Annotated in this window: 18 protein-coding genes and 1 tRNA gene; 8 read left to right on the forward strand and 11 right to left on the reverse strand. The window is 60.3% G+C overall.

Features of this window, described 5'->3' with window-relative positions:
* Positions 1-57 precede the first annotated feature (57 nt).
* Complete coding sequence (locus tag Q0R02_RS11620; protein WP_293883684.1) at positions 58-873, forward strand: NAD(P)-dependent oxidoreductase; 816 nt, start codon at positions 58-60, stop codon at positions 871-873.
* Here Q0R02_RS11620 and Q0R02_RS11625 read toward each other — a convergent pair.
* The 5 genes from Q0R02_RS11625 to Q0R02_RS11645 all read right to left on the reverse strand — a co-directional run bounded on the left by Q0R02_RS11625 (position 777) and on the right by Q0R02_RS11645 (position 4,721).
* Positions 777-1,694 carry an EamA family transporter gene (locus tag Q0R02_RS11625; protein ID WP_293883686.1) on the reverse strand — a complete coding sequence of 306 codons (918 nt, stop codon included), beginning with the start codon at positions 1,692-1,694 and terminating at the stop codon, positions 777-779. The two genes, Q0R02_RS11620 and Q0R02_RS11625, sit on opposite strands and share 97 nt — an antisense overlap.
* Before the next feature lies 1 nt (position 1,695).
* Positions 1,696-2,697, reverse strand: coding sequence for a low specificity L-threonine aldolase (locus Q0R02_RS11630; RefSeq protein WP_293883688.1), 1,002 nt, complete (start codon positions 2,695-2,697; stop codon positions 1,696-1,698).
* Positions 2,698-2,786: 89 nt separating this feature from the next.
* A complete protein-coding gene (gene ribH, locus Q0R02_RS11635; protein ID WP_293883689.1) occupies positions 2,787-3,209 on the reverse strand; it encodes a 6,7-dimethyl-8-ribityllumazine synthase in 423 nt (140 codons plus the stop codon).
* Complete coding sequence (gene ribB, locus Q0R02_RS11640) at positions 3,209-4,510, reverse strand: 3,4-dihydroxy-2-butanone-4-phosphate synthase (RefSeq protein ID WP_293883690.1); 1,302 nt, start codon at positions 4,508-4,510, stop codon at positions 3,209-3,211. The genes ribH and ribB overlap by 1 nt, the downstream gene beginning before the upstream one ends.
* A 136-nt stretch (positions 4,511-4,646) precedes the next feature.
* A tRNA-Thr gene (locus Q0R02_RS11645) sits at positions 4,647-4,721 on the reverse strand.
* A gap of 86 nt (positions 4,722-4,807) precedes the next feature.
* On the opposite strand from Q0R02_RS11645, the gene Q0R02_RS11650 reads away from it, so the two are divergent.
* Complete coding sequence (locus Q0R02_RS11650) at positions 4,808-4,975, forward strand: hypothetical protein (RefSeq protein WP_293883692.1); 168 nt, start codon at positions 4,808-4,810, stop codon at positions 4,973-4,975.
* Between the two features lie 90 nt (positions 4,976-5,065).
* Positions 5,066-5,215: a lmo0937 family membrane protein gene (locus Q0R02_RS11655; protein ID WP_293883694.1), complete on the forward strand. Its 150-nt coding sequence runs from the start codon at positions 5,066-5,068 to the stop codon at positions 5,213-5,215.
* Positions 5,216-5,221: 6 nt separating this feature from the next.
* Here the strand turns inward: Q0R02_RS11655 and Q0R02_RS11660 are convergent, their stop codons facing one another.
* Both Q0R02_RS11660 and Q0R02_RS11665 read right to left on the reverse strand, forming a co-directional pair.
* Positions 5,222-6,733, reverse strand: a complete 1,512-nt coding sequence (locus Q0R02_RS11660) for a lipopolysaccharide biosynthesis protein (protein WP_293883695.1) — start codon at positions 6,731-6,733, stop codon at positions 5,222-5,224.
* A 122-nt stretch (positions 6,734-6,855) separates the two neighbouring features.
* Positions 6,856-7,041, reverse strand: coding sequence for a hypothetical protein (locus tag Q0R02_RS11665; RefSeq protein ID WP_293883697.1), 186 nt, complete (start codon positions 7,039-7,041; stop codon positions 6,856-6,858).
* Positions 7,042-7,145: 104 nt separating this feature from the next.
* Between Q0R02_RS11665 and Q0R02_RS11670 the strand changes: the two genes are divergently transcribed.
* Entirely contained in the window at positions 7,146-7,925 is a 780-nt protein-coding gene (locus tag Q0R02_RS11670) for a Crp/Fnr family transcriptional regulator (RefSeq protein WP_293883698.1), read from the forward strand.
* A gap of 18 nt (positions 7,926-7,943) precedes the next feature.
* On the opposite strand, the gene typA is transcribed toward Q0R02_RS11670, so the two are convergent.
* The 4 genes from typA to Q0R02_RS11690 all read right to left on the reverse strand — a co-directional run bounded on the left by typA (position 7,944) and on the right by Q0R02_RS11690 (position 12,440).
* Positions 7,944-9,776, reverse strand: a complete 1,833-nt coding sequence (gene typA / locus Q0R02_RS11675) for a translational GTPase TypA (RefSeq protein WP_293883699.1) — start codon at positions 9,774-9,776, stop codon at positions 7,944-7,946.
* A 174-nt stretch (positions 9,777-9,950) separates the two neighbouring features.
* The gene (locus Q0R02_RS11680) at positions 9,951-10,058 is read right to left on the reverse strand and encodes a DUF2474 family protein (RefSeq protein ID WP_293883700.1); all 108 of its coding nucleotides are present in this window, start codon (positions 10,056-10,058) and stop codon (positions 9,951-9,953) included.
* Positions 10,042-11,049: a cytochrome d ubiquinol oxidase subunit II gene (gene cydB, locus Q0R02_RS11685; protein ID WP_293883701.1), complete on the reverse strand. Its 1,008-nt coding sequence runs from the start codon at positions 11,047-11,049 to the stop codon at positions 10,042-10,044. Before cydB ends, Q0R02_RS11680 begins: the two co-directional genes overlap by 17 nt.
* Entirely contained in the window at positions 11,049-12,440 is a 1,392-nt protein-coding gene (locus Q0R02_RS11690) for a cytochrome ubiquinol oxidase subunit I (RefSeq protein ID WP_293883702.1), read from the reverse strand. Before Q0R02_RS11690 ends, cydB begins: the two co-directional genes overlap by 1 nt.
* 140 nt (positions 12,441-12,580) lie before the next feature.
* Here Q0R02_RS11690 and Q0R02_RS11695 point away from each other — a divergent pair, with 140 nt between their 5' ends.
* The 4 genes from Q0R02_RS11695 (at position 12,581) to Q0R02_RS11710 (ending at position 17,039) form a co-directional block, all read left to right on the forward strand.
* Entirely contained in the window at positions 12,581-13,780 is a 1,200-nt protein-coding gene (locus tag Q0R02_RS11695) for a toxic anion resistance protein (RefSeq protein WP_293883704.1), read from the forward strand.
* 7 nt (positions 13,781-13,787) lie between these two features.
* Positions 13,788-14,492, forward strand: coding sequence for a hypothetical protein (locus tag Q0R02_RS11700; RefSeq protein WP_293883706.1), 705 nt, complete (start codon positions 13,788-13,790; stop codon positions 14,490-14,492).
* Between the two features lie 89 nt (positions 14,493-14,581).
* Complete coding sequence (gene argS / locus Q0R02_RS11705) at positions 14,582-16,306, forward strand: arginine--tRNA ligase (protein ID WP_293883707.1); 1,725 nt, start codon at positions 14,582-14,584, stop codon at positions 16,304-16,306.
* 1 nt (position 16,307) lies between these two features.
* The gene (locus Q0R02_RS11710; protein ID WP_293883708.1) at positions 16,308-17,039 is read left to right on the forward strand and encodes an SPOR domain-containing protein; all 732 of its coding nucleotides are present in this window, start codon (positions 16,308-16,310) and stop codon (positions 17,037-17,039) included.
* The last annotated feature ends 6 nt before the right edge of the window (positions 17,040-17,045 follow it).

The raw sequence follows: 17,045 nt of genomic DNA on the forward strand, positions 1-17,045 counted from the left end.
GAAACTGCGCTTGCCACGCCCGACGCCATGGGCAATCGCAGGGAGGCGAGGGTGGTTATGGCGCGACTGTGGATTTTCGGACTGGGCTACACCGCGTCGCGGATTGCTGACCGGTTGCGCGCCGACGGGTGGGACGTGGCAGGCACTGGCCGTGCGGGCTCTTCGTTCGAGGATGAGGCCAGGGTGCGCGCTGGGGTGGGCCTGGCAACGCACGTCCTGTCATCGGTGCCGCCCGATGCAGATGGCGACCCAGTGATGGCGCGTTATGGTGACATACTAGGGAAGTGCTGGCTCGGTTACCTTTCCTCCACCGGGGTTTACGGCGACACCGGCGGCGCGTGGGTGGACGAAAGCGCGCCAGTCAGGGGCCGCCGCGCCAACCGCAACCGGGCTGACCTCGACTGGCAGAAACTTGGCGCACATGTGTTTCGTCTGCCCGGCATCTATGGGCCAGGACGCTCGGCGCTGGACCGCGTGGCCGAAGGCAAGGCCCATCGCATTGGCCTGTCCGATCAGATTTTCAGCCGGGTCCATGTCGACGATATTGTGAGCGGCGTGGTTGCTGGCATTGCGGCTCCCGCAGGAATATATAATCTTGCGGACGATTATCCGACTTCGCAAGACGAGGTGATCGAGGCGGCGGCTGCATTGCTGAACCTGCCAGCGCCGCCGTTCATCGCACTCGACAGCCTGTCACCGATGGCGCGCAGTTTTTATGCCGAGAACCGCCGCGTGGCAAACGGCAAGGCGAAACGCGTTCTCGGATGGCAACCGCGCTACGCCGATTTTAGGACTGGCTTGCGGCTCCTGAGCGCGATCACGAGCCCAACCAGCGTTACGACGGCGCCCGACCCGGCCAGCAACGTCCAGTGATAATGTTCGAATAGCGTGGACAGCAGCATCGCCAGGACCGGCGTGATAACGCTGGAATAAGCAGCGCGCGCGGGACCGATGGCCCTGATCACGCTGAAGTAACAGGTAAATGCGACGGCGCTCGCCATGACCCCCAGATACAGCACGCCGCCGAGATAGGTGGGTGTCAATTCGATAACGGGCGCGCCGGTCGTGGCCAGCCCGACACCGGCATTGATCGCCGCGCCCCAAACCATTCCCCAAGCCAGCATTCCCGCCATTGGCATGGCCCGAGCAGCATTTGTTCCCTGCAGGACATTGGCGGCCGACGCAGAAAGTACGCCAAGGAGGGTCAATCCCACGCCGACGATCGAGGCATGGCTGCTAGCATCATCCCCACGCGCCTCTTGCAGGATCAACAGCCCGACACCGACCAAGGCGATCATCGAACCGAACAGAAACCGCCCGGTCAGCGGTTGCTTCAGGAAGATGCTTCCGAAGATTGCATTTGGAACGATCAAAAGCGCAAATACGACTGCGACCAGACCGGAGGTGATCAGCCCTTCGGCCTGATAAACAAAATTAAAGTTGAGGAAGAACTGTGTGAAGCCCAGCAAGGCGGCAAAGCACTGTTCTCTGCGGTCGAGCTTCAGCGGCGCTCCAGTGGCGATGGCATGGATAGTAATTGCCACGGCGCCGACGAGAAAACGATAGCAAACCGACCAGTTGGGAGGCACCACGCCCAGTTGGCCGCGGATAACGATCCAGGTCGAGCCCCAGATAATCGTCGCCACGGCAAAGGGTATCAATACCCGCGCTGTCAGCATTGGGGCTTTGGTCAAATCACAGGTTTTTCAAGGCGGCTGCGAGCGCATCAATCTCTGCCTGAGGCTGGTCCCAAGATATTACGAAGCGCGCCTCGCCCGGCCCCCAGTCGTAAAAATCAAAGCCCTGCGCACGAAGCGCGGCGGCCTGGTAGGCGTCGAGCGTAACGAAGACCTCGTTCGCCTCGGCCGGGTGAAGCAGGCGGCCCGCCGCCGCCGCTGCCAACTGGGTCGCGCCCGCGTTGGCAGCGCGAGCGGTGGTCAACCACAGATCGTCGTCCAGCATCGCCAGCAACTGGGCCGCCTGATACCGTCCCTTCGACGACAAATGCCCGGCGCGCTTGCGACGGACACGAAGCTCGTGCACCAGGCTCCGGTCGAAAAGGATCAAAGCCTCTGCCGACAGTCCGCCGTTCTTGATGAAGCCGAAACTCAATGCTTCCACGCCACTGCGCCACGTCACATCCGCGGGGGCCGCGCCGGTATGCGCGATCGCATTAGCAAATCGCGCGCCGTCCATATGGAGCCGCAGGCCACGCGTCTTGGCGAGCGCGCCGATTGCCGCGACTTCCTCCGGCGCATAGCTTTGGCCATATTCGGTAGCATTGGTGATCGAAATCGCTGCGGCCTGCGTTCGGTGAACGTCGTTAGCGATCCCGTCCAGCAACACGTTGATCGTGCCGGGCGTCAGCTTTGCAGCATTACCGTCCGCAAGCAGAAGCCTGGCTCCCCCGGAATAGAACTCCGGGGCACCTGCCTCGTCGTTCTGGATGTGCGCGTCCCGGTGGCAAACGATCCCGCGATACGGCGGACACAGCGCCGCCAGTGCCAGCGAATTAGCCGCCGTCCCCGTCGCCACCCACAGAGCGCAGACCTCGGTCTCAAACAGGTCAGAGAAAGCTGCATCCAGCGACTGGCTTAGCGCATCGCCGTCATAGGCAGTATCAACCCGATTGGCGCGCGCAATCGCGTTCAGGACGGCCGGATGAACAGAGGCCGCATTGTCAGAAAAGAAACGCATGATAGCCCCATGCGGTTCTCGTCGGTTCGCGTCAATTGCTGTCGGCGCTGGACCCGGCGGTCGGACTGCGACTTGTCAACATGTCCAGCCTAAGCGCCGAACCGTTCCTTGAGCGCCATCATCGCGAGGGCGGCCCTGGCGGCTTCCCCGCCCTTATTCTTTTCATCGGGACGCGCGCGGGTCAGCGCCTGGGCTTCATTTTCGACGGTGAGGATGCCGTTGCCGATTGCCAGGCCATCCATCGTCAACGCCATGACCCCACGCGCGCTTTCTCCGGCGACGATTTCAAAGTGATATGTTTCGCCGCGGATGACTATCCCCAAGGCGACATAGCCGTCGTAGCGCCCACTTTCCGCCGCCAGGGCGATCGCGCCCGGAATTTCGAGCGCGCCCGGCACCGTGATCGTGTCATGGTGGTGACCCGCGTTATCAAGCGCTTCGCGTGCACCCTGTAGCAGCAGATCGTTGAGCGGGGCATAGAACCGCGCTTCGATGATAAGCAGTTTTGCCATTAATTCATTTCCGGTCCGGGGATTGGGCGTTCGCCGATTATGGACAGGCCGTAACCGTCGAGCGCGATGAGGGTATGGTGAGTATTGGTCAGCAGGATCATGTCCTGTACGCCCAATTCGGCAAGAACTTGCGCCCCGACGCCATAATCACGCAATTCTTCTACTTCGGGCGCGCCAGAACTCTTGCCTTGCGCCCGCAGGTTCATCGCGCGGCTCAAACCGTCCTGCATGGTGCGATTGATGACGACAATAACGCCGGCACCGTCCTCCGCGATGACTTTCATCGATCCTGAGAGTAGTCCCGATCGGCCATTCTCTTCGCCGAACGTGTCAACGAAGATCGAATGCGTGTGCATGCGCACCAGCGTCGGTTTGGCGGGGTCGATATACCCTTTTACCAATGCGACCGTTTCGTCGCCGGTTGCCTTGTTATAGAATGTCATCGCGGTCCAGTCGCCGCCCCAGCGACTGACAAACCGCATCTCGGTACGCTTTTCGATCAGATGGTCATGCTTTTGCCGAAAAGCGATGAGATCGCGGATCGTCCCGATCTTCAGGCCGTGCAAGCGGGCAAACGCGGTCAGGTCACCCATCCGCGCCATGGTGCCGTCATCCTTCATGATCTCGCAGATCACGCCTGACGGGTTAAGGCCCGCGAGACGCGCGACATCGACCGCTGCTTCGGTATGACCGGCGCGTGCCAGCACGCCGCCTTCACGTGCGATTAGCGGAAAGACGTGGCCGGGTGTCACGATGTCGCCGGACCCTTTACTGGCGTCGATGGCAACCGAAATGGTGCGCGCGCGGTCAGCGGCCGAAATGCCGGTCGTGACGCCTTCGCGCGCCTCGATCGAAGTCGTGAACGCGGTTTCGTGCCGGGTCCCGTTGGCACGGCTCATCAACTGCAAGTCCAGAGTGTCGACGCGCGACTTGGAGAGGGCAAGGCAGATTAGCCCGCGTCCGTGTGTCGCCATGAAGTTGATTGCGTCCGGGGTCGCCATCTGGGCGGGAATAATGAGGTCGCCTTCATTTTCCCGGTCTTCGTCGTCCACCAGGATAAACATCCGACCATTGCGGGCCTCGTCGATAATGTCCTCGATCGGCACCAGCGACGGGGTGTGGTCGTTCGACAACAGATATGCCTCAAGTTTGCGCAACGTGTCCGCCGTGGGATTCCACGTAGGAGAATCGAGATCACGCAGACTGTTTGCATGAAGGCCCGCTGCGCGCGCGAGACCGGAGCGCGAAACCCCTCCGCCGGCGACATGGTCTCTTAGTTTTTCAATAAAGGATGTGTTCATTACCCAAGATAATCACATCGTAGTGTGATCGTCAATTCAAATGTGCCGATCGCTGGGGAACAATCAGCGCTGTGGTTCTGACCACTACCCGGGACAAGGTCTGGCTAAGCAAACGACCCGCCAGGTCTATGAAAAATGGTGCTGCCGCGGAGGATTGAACTCCGGACCTCAGCCTTACCAAGGATGCGCTCTACCACTGAGCTACGGCAGCACATTGACCGGATAACCTGCCAATAGAGGCGCGCCTATGAACAAAGCGGGTGGACTGGTCAAGGCGTGACGGACTATCAATCTGTCATGGCAAGAGCAGATCCCGAAAAACTGGCAGCGGCACTTCGCGAAAATTTGCGTCGGCGCAAGACGCAGGATCGCGCGCCCGAACCCACTTTTGGTGCCGATGAGGAGGGCGATTTCCCCTCGGAGAGCGATGCTCAACCGGTACCCGACAAGGGGTCGGCGGAATAGAATTCGGGCACGGGAACGGCAAATGGACCGGTGCGTTGCTCTCTTAGTGGCAGAATCAGTCCATTATATCGAAACAGGAAAGGAACTCCAATGTTTGGAATGATTGCAGCAGTTCTCGTGGTTCTTTGGTTGCTTGGGTTCCTGGCGTTTCACGTGGCCGGTGGACTTATCCACCTCCTACTGGTTGTGGCCGTTATCATGGTTGTCATCCATTTCGTCAGCGGTCGTCGGGCGGTTTAACCCTCGTTAGCGTCGTGACCGCCGTGCAAGGGTTAAGATGTCGCTCAGGATCGGCCTGGCGAAAATGAGGGCTGCCGTGGCGAAAGCCACGAAACCGGTCAAGACGAGTATCAGCAAATGTGCTGTGACCAAGAGCGGCGGGAGCAGCCGGTCGGTCGTCGCGACGATGGCTGCCATTGCGGCAGCGGCCACCAACGGTCGGGCAATCTCCTTCAACAACGTGAAGGCATTGAGCCCGATCACGGGAAGCGACATGGCGGCGGTAATGATCGTCAACAAAGGAAACCCGAACAGCCAAGCCTCGGCAAGACCGGTTGCACCGCGGTGGACGCCAACTGCAAAACAGGTCGTCATGATGATAGCGCCCGCCAGTGAACTATAGACTGCCATCCGCGGTTTGCCGAGCGCGTTGGTCACCGGCGCGAATAGAATCTGCAGTGTCACGAACGGCATGACCCATGCCAGTACATGGATGAGCGGGGCGACTTCGACCCAGTGCGGTCCAAGGACGGTCTGCACGAGCGGTTCTGCGGTCAGCGCCATCCCCGCATAGAATGGCAGTGATACGAGCATGATCATCCCCGTCGAACGCACGAATGCCGCGGCGATGGCGGGACGATCATCCTGCAGCCGTGCATAAGCCGAATAGGCAATCTCGTTCATCGGGGGGACGAATTTACTGGTCAGCAATTGCGCCAGGAATAGCGCGGTCGAGTACAGCCCGAGATGCCGGGCATCAAGGAACCGCCCACCGATGAAAATGTCGGATTGGGTTTGGACGAACCATAGCAACTGGCTGGTGATGACCGCCAATCCAAAACTCATTGTCGCTCCCGCCCCGGCAAAGCGGAAACTGGGCGTGAAGTCGGGTCGCGCGGCGATCGACATGCCAATGGCGCGCGTCCAGATCATTGCGATCGGCGCGAACACCAATGTCCACACGCCCCAGCCCGCCATTGCCCCAGTCAAGGCGGTGCCAGCCCCCGCAAAGGCGGAAGCAAAGTTGGCCATCGCTTGCGCCCGGAAATCCATTTTGCGGCTAAGCAGCGCCACCGAAAGCGCTAATGGCGGGTTGGCAAGGTAGATCAGGCATTGCGTCCGGAGCAGGTCGGCAACGATCGGTTGCCGATAGTAAGCGGCAACCGCGGGGGCGAGCAGAAACTGGAGAATCGCCAGCGTGCCGTTGAGTAGAATCAGCAAGCCCAGCACTTGGCGAACATGATGTTGATCGATTGTCGGGGCACGGATCAGCGCATTCGCAAAGCTGCCGCCGCTGAGCATGCTCAAGAGCACCAGTACGCTCGACGTCATCGCAAAGACACCGTAATCCGCGGGTGCTAAAAGCCTGATAACGATGAAGGTGGCCGACCAAGTGAACAACTGGGCAAAAATCTGGCTGCCGGAGCGCCACACCAGGCTCTTGACCACGTGGGAGCCAAGTTCGGTCGTGACCACATCGGGAAGATCGCCGGGAGTTACGATCGGGCCGTGAAGGCTGATATCTTCAGGGCCGGGCATCGAGATACAGCTTTTCCTCGCGGTGCAACCGTTGTGCGCCGCCCGCAAGAAGCGTTACCAGCAATTACTGCATTAGACCGCTGATATTTTCACTTTAAAAGCTATGTAACGGGACGGCTTGATTAGCCCCCGCCGAAACTGGCCGGAAGTGTCTCGGCTTCAGCTTTCGCGCCCGCGACAATTTTTTCGTAATGCTCGGCCATTTCGCCGTGAATTCGAGCAATCGACGCATCCGCGGAGATGCTGGCAAGCTCGCGCTCGTGCAATGCGCGACCCTGATAATAGTCCATGTCGTTCTGCTTGCTCATCTGGACCCCTCGCGTAACGACGCATTGAGCTAAACGAATGATTTCGCGAATAACTTCGATCAATTGCGATGGTTCCTGATATAGCTGGTTGCAAGAACGAAACTGTGCCGGAAGGTGCGCAAGATGGAGGTGGGATGCTTACCAGCCGGTTTTTGATGGGACGCCATCGCGAGGATTTGAGCGAGCATGAATTGGAGGCGCTGGAGCGTGCCGTCGGCTCAGTCACCACCTATGCGGCGCGCGAGGAGCTGGTACATCACGGCACGGAAATCCATCACAGCATGTTGCTGGTCGAAGGGTTCGTGTGCCGCTACATGGATGGGCTGGATGGCCACCGCCAGTTGGTCGCGCTGCACGTCCCAGGTGACTTTGTCGATCTGCATGGTTTTCCCCTGAAACGCCTGGACCATGACATCGCCTCGCTGACGGAGGTGAAAGTGGCCAACTTCCCGCATCCGGATTTATCGCGATTGATCGTCCAGCACCCCAATCTGGGAAGGATGCTGTGGTTCAGCACCTTGCTAGACGCCGCCATGCACCGTGAATGGATTTTCCGGCTTGGTCGACTGGGAGCCATTGGCCGGGTCGCGCATTTTTTTGCGGAGGTTGGCAGGCGACTGCAGATGGTCGGCTTGAGTGACGGGTCTTTGTTCCCGCTGCCGCTCCACCAGTCGGACCTGGCCGAGGCCTGCGGGATCACCACGGTCCACGTCAATCGCGTCCTTCGCGACCTGCGCGAACGTAAGGTCGTGAATTTCAAAGCTGGGGAGGTCGTTGTCCACGACATTTTGGCACTTCACGCGCTTGCCGAGTTTGACGACAGATACCTTTACCCGTCCGCGGCCACCCAGCCAGAGGCCAAAGAGAAACGCCGCCACCCGTAAGGGCAACGGCGTGTTCGATCAGGCAGCCTTGGCGCGGCTTGCGCGCTTGCGCTCGTTGGGATCGAGATACCGTTTGCGAAGGCGAATGCTTTTCGGCGTGACTTCGACCAGTTCGTCATCATCGATATAGGCGATGGCCTGCTCCAGCGTCAGGCGCTTCGGCGGGGTCAGGCGGATGGTGTCCTCCTTGCCGCTCACGCGAAAGTTGGTCAGCGCCTTCGACTTCATCGGGTTGACTTCCAGATCGTCAGTCTTGGCATTTTCGCCGACAATCATGCCCTCGTAAAGCTGCTCCTGCGGGGCAACCATCAGGATACCGCGCTCTTCCAATGGACCAAGGGCATAGGCATTCGCCTCGCCAGCACCGTTGGAGATCAGCACGCCATTCTTGCGGCCTTCAATCTTGCCCTTGTGAGGGCCATATTTTTCAAACAATCGATTCATGATTCCTGTGCCGCGTGTGTCGGACAGGAATTCGCCGTGATAACCGATCATCCCGCGTGCAGGTGCGCTGAAGGTGATGCGGGTTTTGCCGCCTCCCGATGGACGCATGTCGGTCATTTCTGCCTTCCGGATGTTCATCTTATCAACGACAGTGCCCGAATATTCTTCGTCGACGTCGATGATGACTACTTCATAGGGCTCGGTCTTGCCGCCGGTTTCATCTTCGGAGAACAACACGCGCGGGCGGCTGATGCCGAGTTCAAAACCCTCGCGACGCATCGTTTCGATCAATACGCCCAACTGAAGCTCGCCGCGACCGGCAACCTCATAGCTGTCCTTGTCTGAAGATTCGGTCACCTTGATCGCGACGTTCGATTCGGCTTCGCGGAACAGGCGATCGCGAATCATGCGACTTGTGACTTTAGTGCCTTCGCGACCAGCCATTGGCGAATCGTTCACGGCAAAGCGCATTGACAGCGTTGGTGGATCGATCGCCTGTGCGTGAAGCGGCTCGGTCACGCTTGGGTCGCAGATCGTGTTAGCAACGGTCGCGACCGTCAGCCCGGCAAGTGAGATGATGTCACCCGCATTGGCTTCTTCGACCGGAATTCGCTCGAGGCCACGAAACGCCATGATCTTCGACGCGCGACCGGTTTCGACGACCTTGCCATCCGGGTCGAGCGCGTGGATGGCCATGTTGGTCCGGACCGAACCCGAAAACACCATCCCGGTGAGGATACGACCGAGGAAGTTGTCGCGATCGAGCAGCGTGACGAGAAACTTGAACGGACCATCGGGGTCGGCCGATGGCGCCGGGACGTGCTTGACGATCGTCTCGAAGAGCGGAGTCAACGTACCTTCACGAACATCCGGATTGTCGCCGGCGTAACCATTACGACCGCTGGCAAAAATAACCGGAAAATCAAGCTGCTCGTCGTTTGCATCCAGGCTGACGAAAAGGTCGAACACTTCATCCAGCACTTCCTGTGCGCGCGCGTCCTGGCGGTCGATCTTATTGACGACGACGATCGGCTTCAACCCTAGTGCCAGCGCCTTGCCCGTGACGAACTTGGTCTGCGGCATTGCGCCTTCGGCAGCATCGACCAGCAGGACGACGCCGTCGACCATCGATAGGATACGCTCTACTTCGCCGCCGAAATCGGCGTGTCCAGGCGTGTCTACAATGTTGATCCGCGTCTTTTCGCCGTGATGATCGTCCCATTCGATCGACGTGCACTTGGCGAGAATCGTGATCCCGCGCTCCTTTTCAAGATCGTTCGAATCCATCGCGCGCTCTTCGATGCGCTGGTTGTCGCGAAACGTGCCCGACTGGCGAAACAGCTGATCGACTAGAGTTGTCTTGCCATGATCGACGTGCGCGATGATGGCTACATTACGTAGGCTCATGAAATATCCTGGATGAACGAACTGGGAATTGGCGCGCGCTTAGCCGAAATGACGCCGTGCAACAAGTCGGGGCATTAGGTGCGTGGTCGAGCGTTGCACGCGTTTGAGTAAGAGAGCCGGTCGCAGCCGCGCGCGAGGGCCAGGTCACGCGCCGAATAAGCGCCAGATTTCTGTCTAGGGCTTCAGCAAGGCCCGAATAGCAAATCCCACGACCCCAAGCGCGCTGACGCTGGCAACCCAGATCAGGATCAGCCAGCCGACCTGCCTAATGGTCGTGCGCATGATAGCCGTCCTCGTCGACCTTGCCGCGGAACACCCAGTACGACCAGCCGGTATAGGCGAGAATGAGGGGGACCATGATCGCAGCCCCAACCAGCATGAAAAGCTGGCTGACGGGTGGGGATGCGGCCTCCCAGATCGTTACACGACCGGGGATCACATCGGGCCAGATCGACACTGCCAGCCCGGCCATCGACAGGCCGAAAATGGCGAGTGCCCACACGAAAGGCGAATGGTCGCTTCCTTTGTGGACGGTTCGCCAGAGCATGATCGCCGCGCCACCGACCAGTAGCGGCATCGGGATAACGACCAGCAGTCCGGGATAGCTGAACCACCGGGTGTAATATTGCCCTTCCAGAAAGGGCGTCGCCAGGCTGACAAGACCAAGCGCCATGACCATGGCCAGGGTCAGCCATTTGGCGAAACGTCGGGCGTCGTCGTGAACCGGTCCCTCGGTCCGCCAAACCAGCCAGCAAGCGCCCAGCAAGGCGTAGCCGACCAGCAGGCTAAACCCACACAGCAGAGAGAACGGTGTCAGCCAGTCCCACCAGCCGCCGCCATAGCTGCGCCCTGTTACGGTGATTCCCTGCAGCAGTGCGCCAAGTGTGATCCCTTGTGCAAACGTCGCAACCGATGATCCGATGCTGAATGCGGCGTCCCAGCCCTTGCGATGGTTGGCGTCACGCCAGCGAAATTCGAACGCGACCCCGCGAAAAATCAGGCCGAGCAGCATCGCGATCAGCGGCGCGTAGAGAGCGGGCAGCACGATCGCATAGGCCAGCGGAAATGCGGCCATCAAGCCGCCACCGCCAAGGACCAGCCATGTCTCGTTGCCATCCCAGACTGGCGCGATGGCGTTCATCGCCATGTCGCGTTCGTTGCCAACCTTGAAATGGGGAAACAGGATGCCGATGCCAAGGTCAAAGCCATCCATCACGACATACATGGCAACCGCAAATGCGATGATCGCGGCCCAGACGACGGTGAGGTCCATTAGGAATTCTCCATCGCAGGTGTAGTCCCGGAGGTTCGGATCGGGCCAGCAACATTGTCGGGCTCGTTCTCGTGCGGCGGGTTTGCCATCAATTTCAGGATATACCAGGTGCCCGCCGAGAAAGCGGCGAAATACACGATGACGAATGCCGCAAGCGACGTCGCGACCCCCGGCGTTGCGATTGCGGACGAGGCATCGGCGGTACGGAGCAGGCCCGATATTACCCATGGCTGACGTCCAACTTCGGTCGTCGCCCACCCCGCCAGCACTGCGACCGTTCCTGACGGCCCCATGACTATCCCGGCACGGTGCAGCCATTTCCAGTCGTACAGCTTGCCACGCATACGGGCAAGCAGGCTCCACAAGCCAAGCCCCAGCATGGCAAAGCCGATTCCGACCATGATCCTGAATGTCCAGAACACAATAGCCACCGGGGGCTGGTCGGCGCGCTTGACCGTATCAAGTCCGTTCATCGGCGCATTCAGGTCATGCTTGAGGATCAGTGAGGAAAGCTTTGGTATCTCCACCGCATAGCGTACCGTCTGGGCATCCTGGTCGGGCAGGCCAAACAGGATCAGCGGCGCGCCGTCCGGATGGCTTTGAAAATGCCCCTCCATTGCCATGATCTTGACCGGCTGATGCTCTAGCGTGTTCAAGCCGTGCATGTCGCCGGCAAAGATCTGGATCGGCGCGACGATGGCGGCCATCCACATTGCCATCGAAAAGCTGGTTTTCACGGCCGTCGTCCGGCTGCCCTTCAACAGATGCCACGCTCCCACGCCGCCGACGATAAAGGCAGTGGTCAAATAGGCGGCGATGACGGTGTGGACGAGGCGGTATGGGAAGCTGGGGTTGAAGATGATCGGCAGCCAGCCATCCTTCGGCACAAACTGGCCGACGGCGTTGATCGCCCAGCCCGTCGGCGTCTGCATCCAGCTGTTCACGCTCAATATCCAGAAAGCGGAGATGAACGTGCCGACCGCCACCATCAGCGTCGCCCCGAAGTGCAGGCGCGGGCCGACCTTCTTCATGCCGAACAGCATGACGCCGAGGAACCCGGCCTCAAGGAAAAATGCGGTCAGCACTTCATACGCCATCAGCGGGCCGATGATCGGCCCTGCCTTGTCGGAGAACACAGCCCAGTTGGTCCCGAACTGATATGACATGACGATGCCCGACACGACGCCCATCGCAAAGACAATCGCAAAGATGCGGACCCAGTATCGGAACAGGTCGATATATACCTGTTTGCCGGTTTTCAGCCACAGCCCCTCCAGCACCGCGAGGTAGCTTGCCAAGCCGATCGAAAAGCTTGGAAATATGAAATGAAACGAAATGGTAAACGCAAACTGGGCGCGAGCCAGCACGAGCGCGGTTTCCGCTGGGGTCATGGCGTTCCGTTACGCCTGTTTTGGTCCTGTCCAAAGCACAAACTGCGATAGTGTGATTGCAGGATATGCAATCTCTGTGTCACTTGAATAATACACCCTAACCCGCTTATCTAGGAGCGACTTTCAAAAAGGCGAAGACCATGGCCATCCGGATTGCTGACACTCCCGACCTTGTGCTGACCGCCCCGGATCCGGTGCCTGTAGTCTCGCCGGAAAAAGCCAGCGGACTGGTGCCGCTGGAGGATGCCCAGAAAACCCAACTCGAAGCCAAGGCAGAGAGTTTCGTCGAGGCATTAGCGGCGCAGGATGTTAATTCTCCCGAGTTTGGCAAGCGCGTCGACCAAATTTCGGACATGGGCCGCCGCGAGATTGCAGATGCCGCGGGCCAGTCGAACCGGTTTCTCGACCGCCCGGTGCGCGCGATGGACAAAGAGAGCGGTGTCGGCACCGACCTCGCCGAACTGCGCCGCACGATTGAGGATCTCGACCCCGGTGCTCGCGGCAACCTGACCGCGCCGCGCAAATTGTTCGGCATCCTGCCCTTTGGCAACAAGATGCGAAATTACTTCGACGGTTATAAATCGGCGCAGTCGCACATTGCGTCGATCCTGACGCGGCTTCAGGGCGGCAAGGACGAGTTGCTGAAGGACAATGCAGCGATCTCGGTCGAACGCCAGTCGCTGTGGGCGGCGATGGGCCGGTTGGAACAGATGATTCATGTTTCGAAGGCGCTCGACGCCAAGCTGGAGGCGAAGGCCTTCGAACTGGAAAGCAGCGACCCCGCCAAGGCCAAGGCGATCCGCGAGACCGCGCTGTTCTATGTTCGGCAGCGTTCGACCGATCTCCTGACCCAGATGGCGGTGACGGTGCAGGGCTATCTGGCGCTTGACCTGGTCAAGAAAAACAATGTCGAACTGGTGAAGGGTGTCGATCGGGCGTCCACCACGACGGTGTCGGCATTGCGAACAGCGGTCACCGTCGCACAGGCAATGACCAACCAGCGGCTCGTGCTGGAACAGATTACCGCGCTGAACACGACAACGGCAAACATCATCGATTCGACCGGCGCATTGCTGAAGGCAAACACGGCGGCGATCCATGAACAGGCAGCTGGGTCCACGATCCCGCTGGAGACGCTGAAACGCGCGTTCCAGAATATCTACGACACGATGGACAGCATCGACACATTTAAGGCGAAAGCCCTGGTCTCGATGAAGACGACGATCGATGCGCTGGGATCGGAGGTCGAGAAGTCGCGCGGCTACATCGCCCGCACCGAGGGGGCCTCGCAGGCGCAGATCGGGCACAGCGCCGCCCCGAGCCCCTTCGAACCGGTATGAGCGCTGCATGAACTCGAACGACGTCCTCGCGCGCGCAGAGGAAGCCCTGCGTCGCCACGGCACAGCCCCTCGCCTGGAACAGCGTGCTCGGGCGGCCCAGCGTCGCTCTGCCGGACGCAAGGTGATGCGGATCATCTGGGCGGCGGCCGCGACCCTGCTGGCGGTGATCGTCGCCGGACTGGTCCTGCCGACCGGCATCGGGACGACCGGCGTAATGATCGCCAGCCTCGTCTTTGCGCTGGTCGTCATTGGCATCGTCATGATGCCGGGTCAGCGCTTGCCCGATGCCGCCACACTGCCGACGACCGCGCTCGCGCTGCTTCCGCTCCGTACCGAAAGCTGGCTGGCGAGCCAGCGTGCGCTGTTGCCCGCCCCCGCGCAGCGGTTGAGTGACGGGATTGGTTTGAAGCTGGAAGCGCTCGCCCCGCAGCTACAGACGCTGGACGAACGCGAACCTGCGGCCGCCGAAATCCGCCGCCTGATTGCCGACGAATTGCCCGAACTGGTTAAGGGCTATGGCCGAGTTCCAATGGCTTTGCGACGTGACGGGATCGACGGCATGGCCCCCGACAAACAGTTGATCGACGGGCTCACTGTGGTCGACAGCGAACTGGCGCGCATGAGCGAGCAACTGGCGCGAGGCGATCTTGAAAAGTTGGCGACGCAGGGAAAATACTTGGAACTAAAATACCAGGGCGATACGCTGGGATAACGCCGGAACGGAAGGCGCGACGCGGGCAACGTGACCTTTTCGCCATTCATCGCTAATAGCGGCGCTTCGCCTCGTTTCGGGATGTTTCGTTGACGCTTTACCTCGATTATACCGCGCATCTGAATGCCGCGCTCGACCTGCTTCCGCTCGTTGCTGGGGCGGATCGCACTAACATTACGGTCGAACCTCCACGTGATCCCGCGCATGGCGATCTAGCGACTAACGCTGCGATGGTGCTGGCCAAGGGAGCGGGCGTAAAGCCGCGCGATCTGGCCGAACAGCTGAAGCCGCTGCTGGAAGCGGTGCCGGGTGTCACATCGGTTGAGATTGCCGGACCGGGTTTCATCAACCTGCGACTGGCCGACGCGATGTGGCGCGACGAACTGGTCCGCATCCACGCGGGTGGGAGCGATTACGGACGATCAGACACCGGCGCGAATGCAATCGTGAACATCGAATATGTGTCGGCCAATCCGACCGGACCGATGCACATGGGGCATTGCCGTGGGGCGGTGGTCGGCGATGCGCTGGCGACCCTGCTTCAATATTCGGGCCACCGAGTCATCAAGGAATATTATGTCAATGACGCGGGCGGGCAGGTTGATGTCCTCGCCCGGTCTGCGCACGTGCGTTACCGCGAGGCCCTGGGTGCCCAGGTCGGAGAGATTCCCGAGGGGCTTTATCCCGGCGATTATCTGATCCCGGTCGGGCAGGCACTGGCGACGGAATTCGGCGAGCGGTATGTCGACGCCCCCGAAGCGGATTGGCTGGTGCCGTTCCGGACGCGCGCGGTCGCTGCGATGCTGGTGCTGATCAAGGCCGATCTCGCGCTGCTTGGTATTCATCATGACGTGTTTGCATCCGAAGCCGAAGTCCAGGCTGCTGGAAAGCCCGAGGCCGCTGAGGCGCGGCTGCGCGCCGATGGGCTGATCTACGACGGTTTTCTGGAAGCACCAAAGGGGCAAGTCGACGATGAGTGGGAGCCTGTCGAGCTCCCGCTGTTCCGGAGCACCCAATTCGGCGACGACCAAGACCGACCGATCCGAAAATCCAACGGCGACTGGACCTATTTCGGCGCTGACATGGCCTATCATTTCCAGAAGTCGGAAACTGCGGATGCGCTGATCGACATCTGGGGTGCCGACCACGCGGGCACGGTCAAGCGTATCCGGGCGGCGGTCGCGGCGCTGACCGCCAATGAGTTCGGCGTGCCGAAGCCGTTCGATGTGAAGATCATCCAGATGGTCCGCCTGTTGCGCGATGGCGAACCGGTGAAGATGTCGAAGCGGTCGGGTAATTTCGTGACGTTGGCCGATGTCGTGAACGAGGTTGGCAAGGATGTCGTGCGCTTCACAATGCTCAGTCGTAAAGCCGATGCGCAAATGGACTTTGACTTCGCCAAGGTGGTCGAGGCGTCGAAGGACAACCCGGTCTTCTATGTTCAGTACGCCCACGCGCGGATCATGTCGCTTGGTCGCAAGATCTCAGAAGCCGGGATTGTGCCCGGGAATCCCGATGTCAAAAAGCTGGATGCGGAGGACCTGGTCCTGGTCAAGCTGGCTGCGCAATTTCCGCGAATCGTTGAATCGGCGGCCTCGAGTCGCGAGCCGCATCGCATCGCTTTCTATCTTTATGACTTGGCCGCCGCCTTCCATGCATTTTTCAATGTGGGCAATGATCGGCCTGATCGGCGGGTGTTGATAGTTAACGATCCCGATTTGACACAGGCGCGACTTTTCATGGCTGATGGTATCGGACAAATTATCCGTAATGGCTTGTCGATAATGGGCGTGACCGCCGCCGAGGAGATGTAATTTGACCGATACTGATCGCGAACCACTGCCGCTCAATGACCATGACCGGCTGCCTTGGCTCGAGGCTGTCGAGGACGAGGACAATGATCGCGTCTCGACGCGCAAGCTGGCCGGTTTCGTGATCGCGGCGATTGCGGCGCTGGGCCTGGTGATCGGGGGCGTCTGGCTGCTACGGCACAGCGGTCCGGGGCCACAGGGCGACGGCAAGCTGATCGCGGCGCAGGAGGGTGACTATAAGGTTCGCCCCGACACGCCCGGCGGCATGAAGGTCGAGGGGCAGGGCGATAGCGCCTTTGCCGCCTCCGAAGGGGCCGAGGCCAATGGCAAGATCGACCTGAACGCGACCGCCGAGACGCCGGTCGCCAGTGGCAAGGCGGGTCTGGCGAAGACGACGGCAGCACCTGCTGCCAAGGTTGCGACGGCGTCGATGCCCGCTTCGGGTGGCAAGCTGATAGCGGCTCCTCCTGCCAAACCGTCGGTTCGTGGTGGCGCTGCTGCGGCATCGGGAGCACTCGTGCAGCTTGGCTCTTTCAATTCGGAGGCCCAGGCCAGTGCTGCGTGGGTCAAGCTCACCAAACGGTTTGCCTATCTGGCGCTGCTGGCCAAGTCAGTCGAACCGGCCACCGTCAACGGCAGCACCTTCTACCGGTTGCGCGCGAACGCCGGGGGCGATGCCAGCACGATCTGCGGAAAGCTGAAGGTCGCGGGAGAAAATTGCTTTATGGTCAACTGACCGCAG

Source organism: Sphingomonas sp. (assembly GCF_025353885.1).
In the GTDB taxonomy this organism is placed as follows: domain Bacteria; phylum Pseudomonadota; class Alphaproteobacteria; order Sphingomonadales; family Sphingomonadaceae; genus Sphingomonas_O.

Coding starts and splice junctions, on each gene's coding strand:
- Q0R02_RS11620 (WP_293883684.1), top strand. CDS start 58: ATGGCGCGACTGTGGATTTTCGGACTGGGCTACACCGCGTCGCGGATT.
- Q0R02_RS11630 (WP_293883688.1), bottom strand. CDS start 2,697: ATGCGTTTCTTTTCTGACAATGCGGCCTCTGTTCATCCGGCCGTCCTG.
- ribH (WP_293883689.1), bottom strand. CDS start 3,209: ATGGCAAAACTGCTTATCATCGAAGCGCGGTTCTATGCCCCGCTCAAC.
- ribB (WP_293883690.1), bottom strand. CDS start 4,510: ATGAACACATCCTTTATTGAAAAACTAAGAGACCATGTCGCCGGCGGA.
- Q0R02_RS11650 (WP_293883692.1), top strand. CDS start 4,808: ATGGCAAGAGCAGATCCCGAAAAACTGGCAGCGGCACTTCGCGAAAAT.
- Q0R02_RS11655 (WP_293883694.1), top strand. CDS start 5,066: ATGTTTGGAATGATTGCAGCAGTTCTCGTGGTTCTTTGGTTGCTTGGG.
- Q0R02_RS11660 (WP_293883695.1), bottom strand. CDS start 6,733: ATGCCCGGCCCTGAAGATATCAGCCTTCACGGCCCGATCGTAACTCCC.
- Q0R02_RS11665 (WP_293883697.1), bottom strand. CDS start 7,041: ATGAGCAAGCAGAACGACATGGACTATTATCAGGGTCGCGCATTGCAC.
- typA (WP_293883699.1), bottom strand. CDS start 9,776: ATGAGCCTACGTAATGTAGCCATCATCGCGCACGTCGATCATGGCAAG.
- Q0R02_RS11680 (WP_293883700.1), bottom strand. CDS start 10,058: ATGCGCACGACCATTAGGCAGGTCGGCTGGCTGATCCTGATCTGGGTT.
- cydB (WP_293883701.1), bottom strand. CDS start 11,049: ATGGACCTCACCGTCGTCTGGGCCGCGATCATCGCATTTGCGGTTGCC.
- Q0R02_RS11690 (WP_293883702.1), bottom strand. CDS start 12,440: ATGACCCCAGCGGAAACCGCGCTCGTGCTGGCTCGCGCCCAGTTTGCG.
- Q0R02_RS11695 (WP_293883704.1), top strand. CDS start 12,581: ATGGCCATCCGGATTGCTGACACTCCCGACCTTGTGCTGACCGCCCCG.
- Q0R02_RS11700 (WP_293883706.1), top strand. CDS start 13,788: ATGAACTCGAACGACGTCCTCGCGCGCGCAGAGGAAGCCCTGCGTCGC.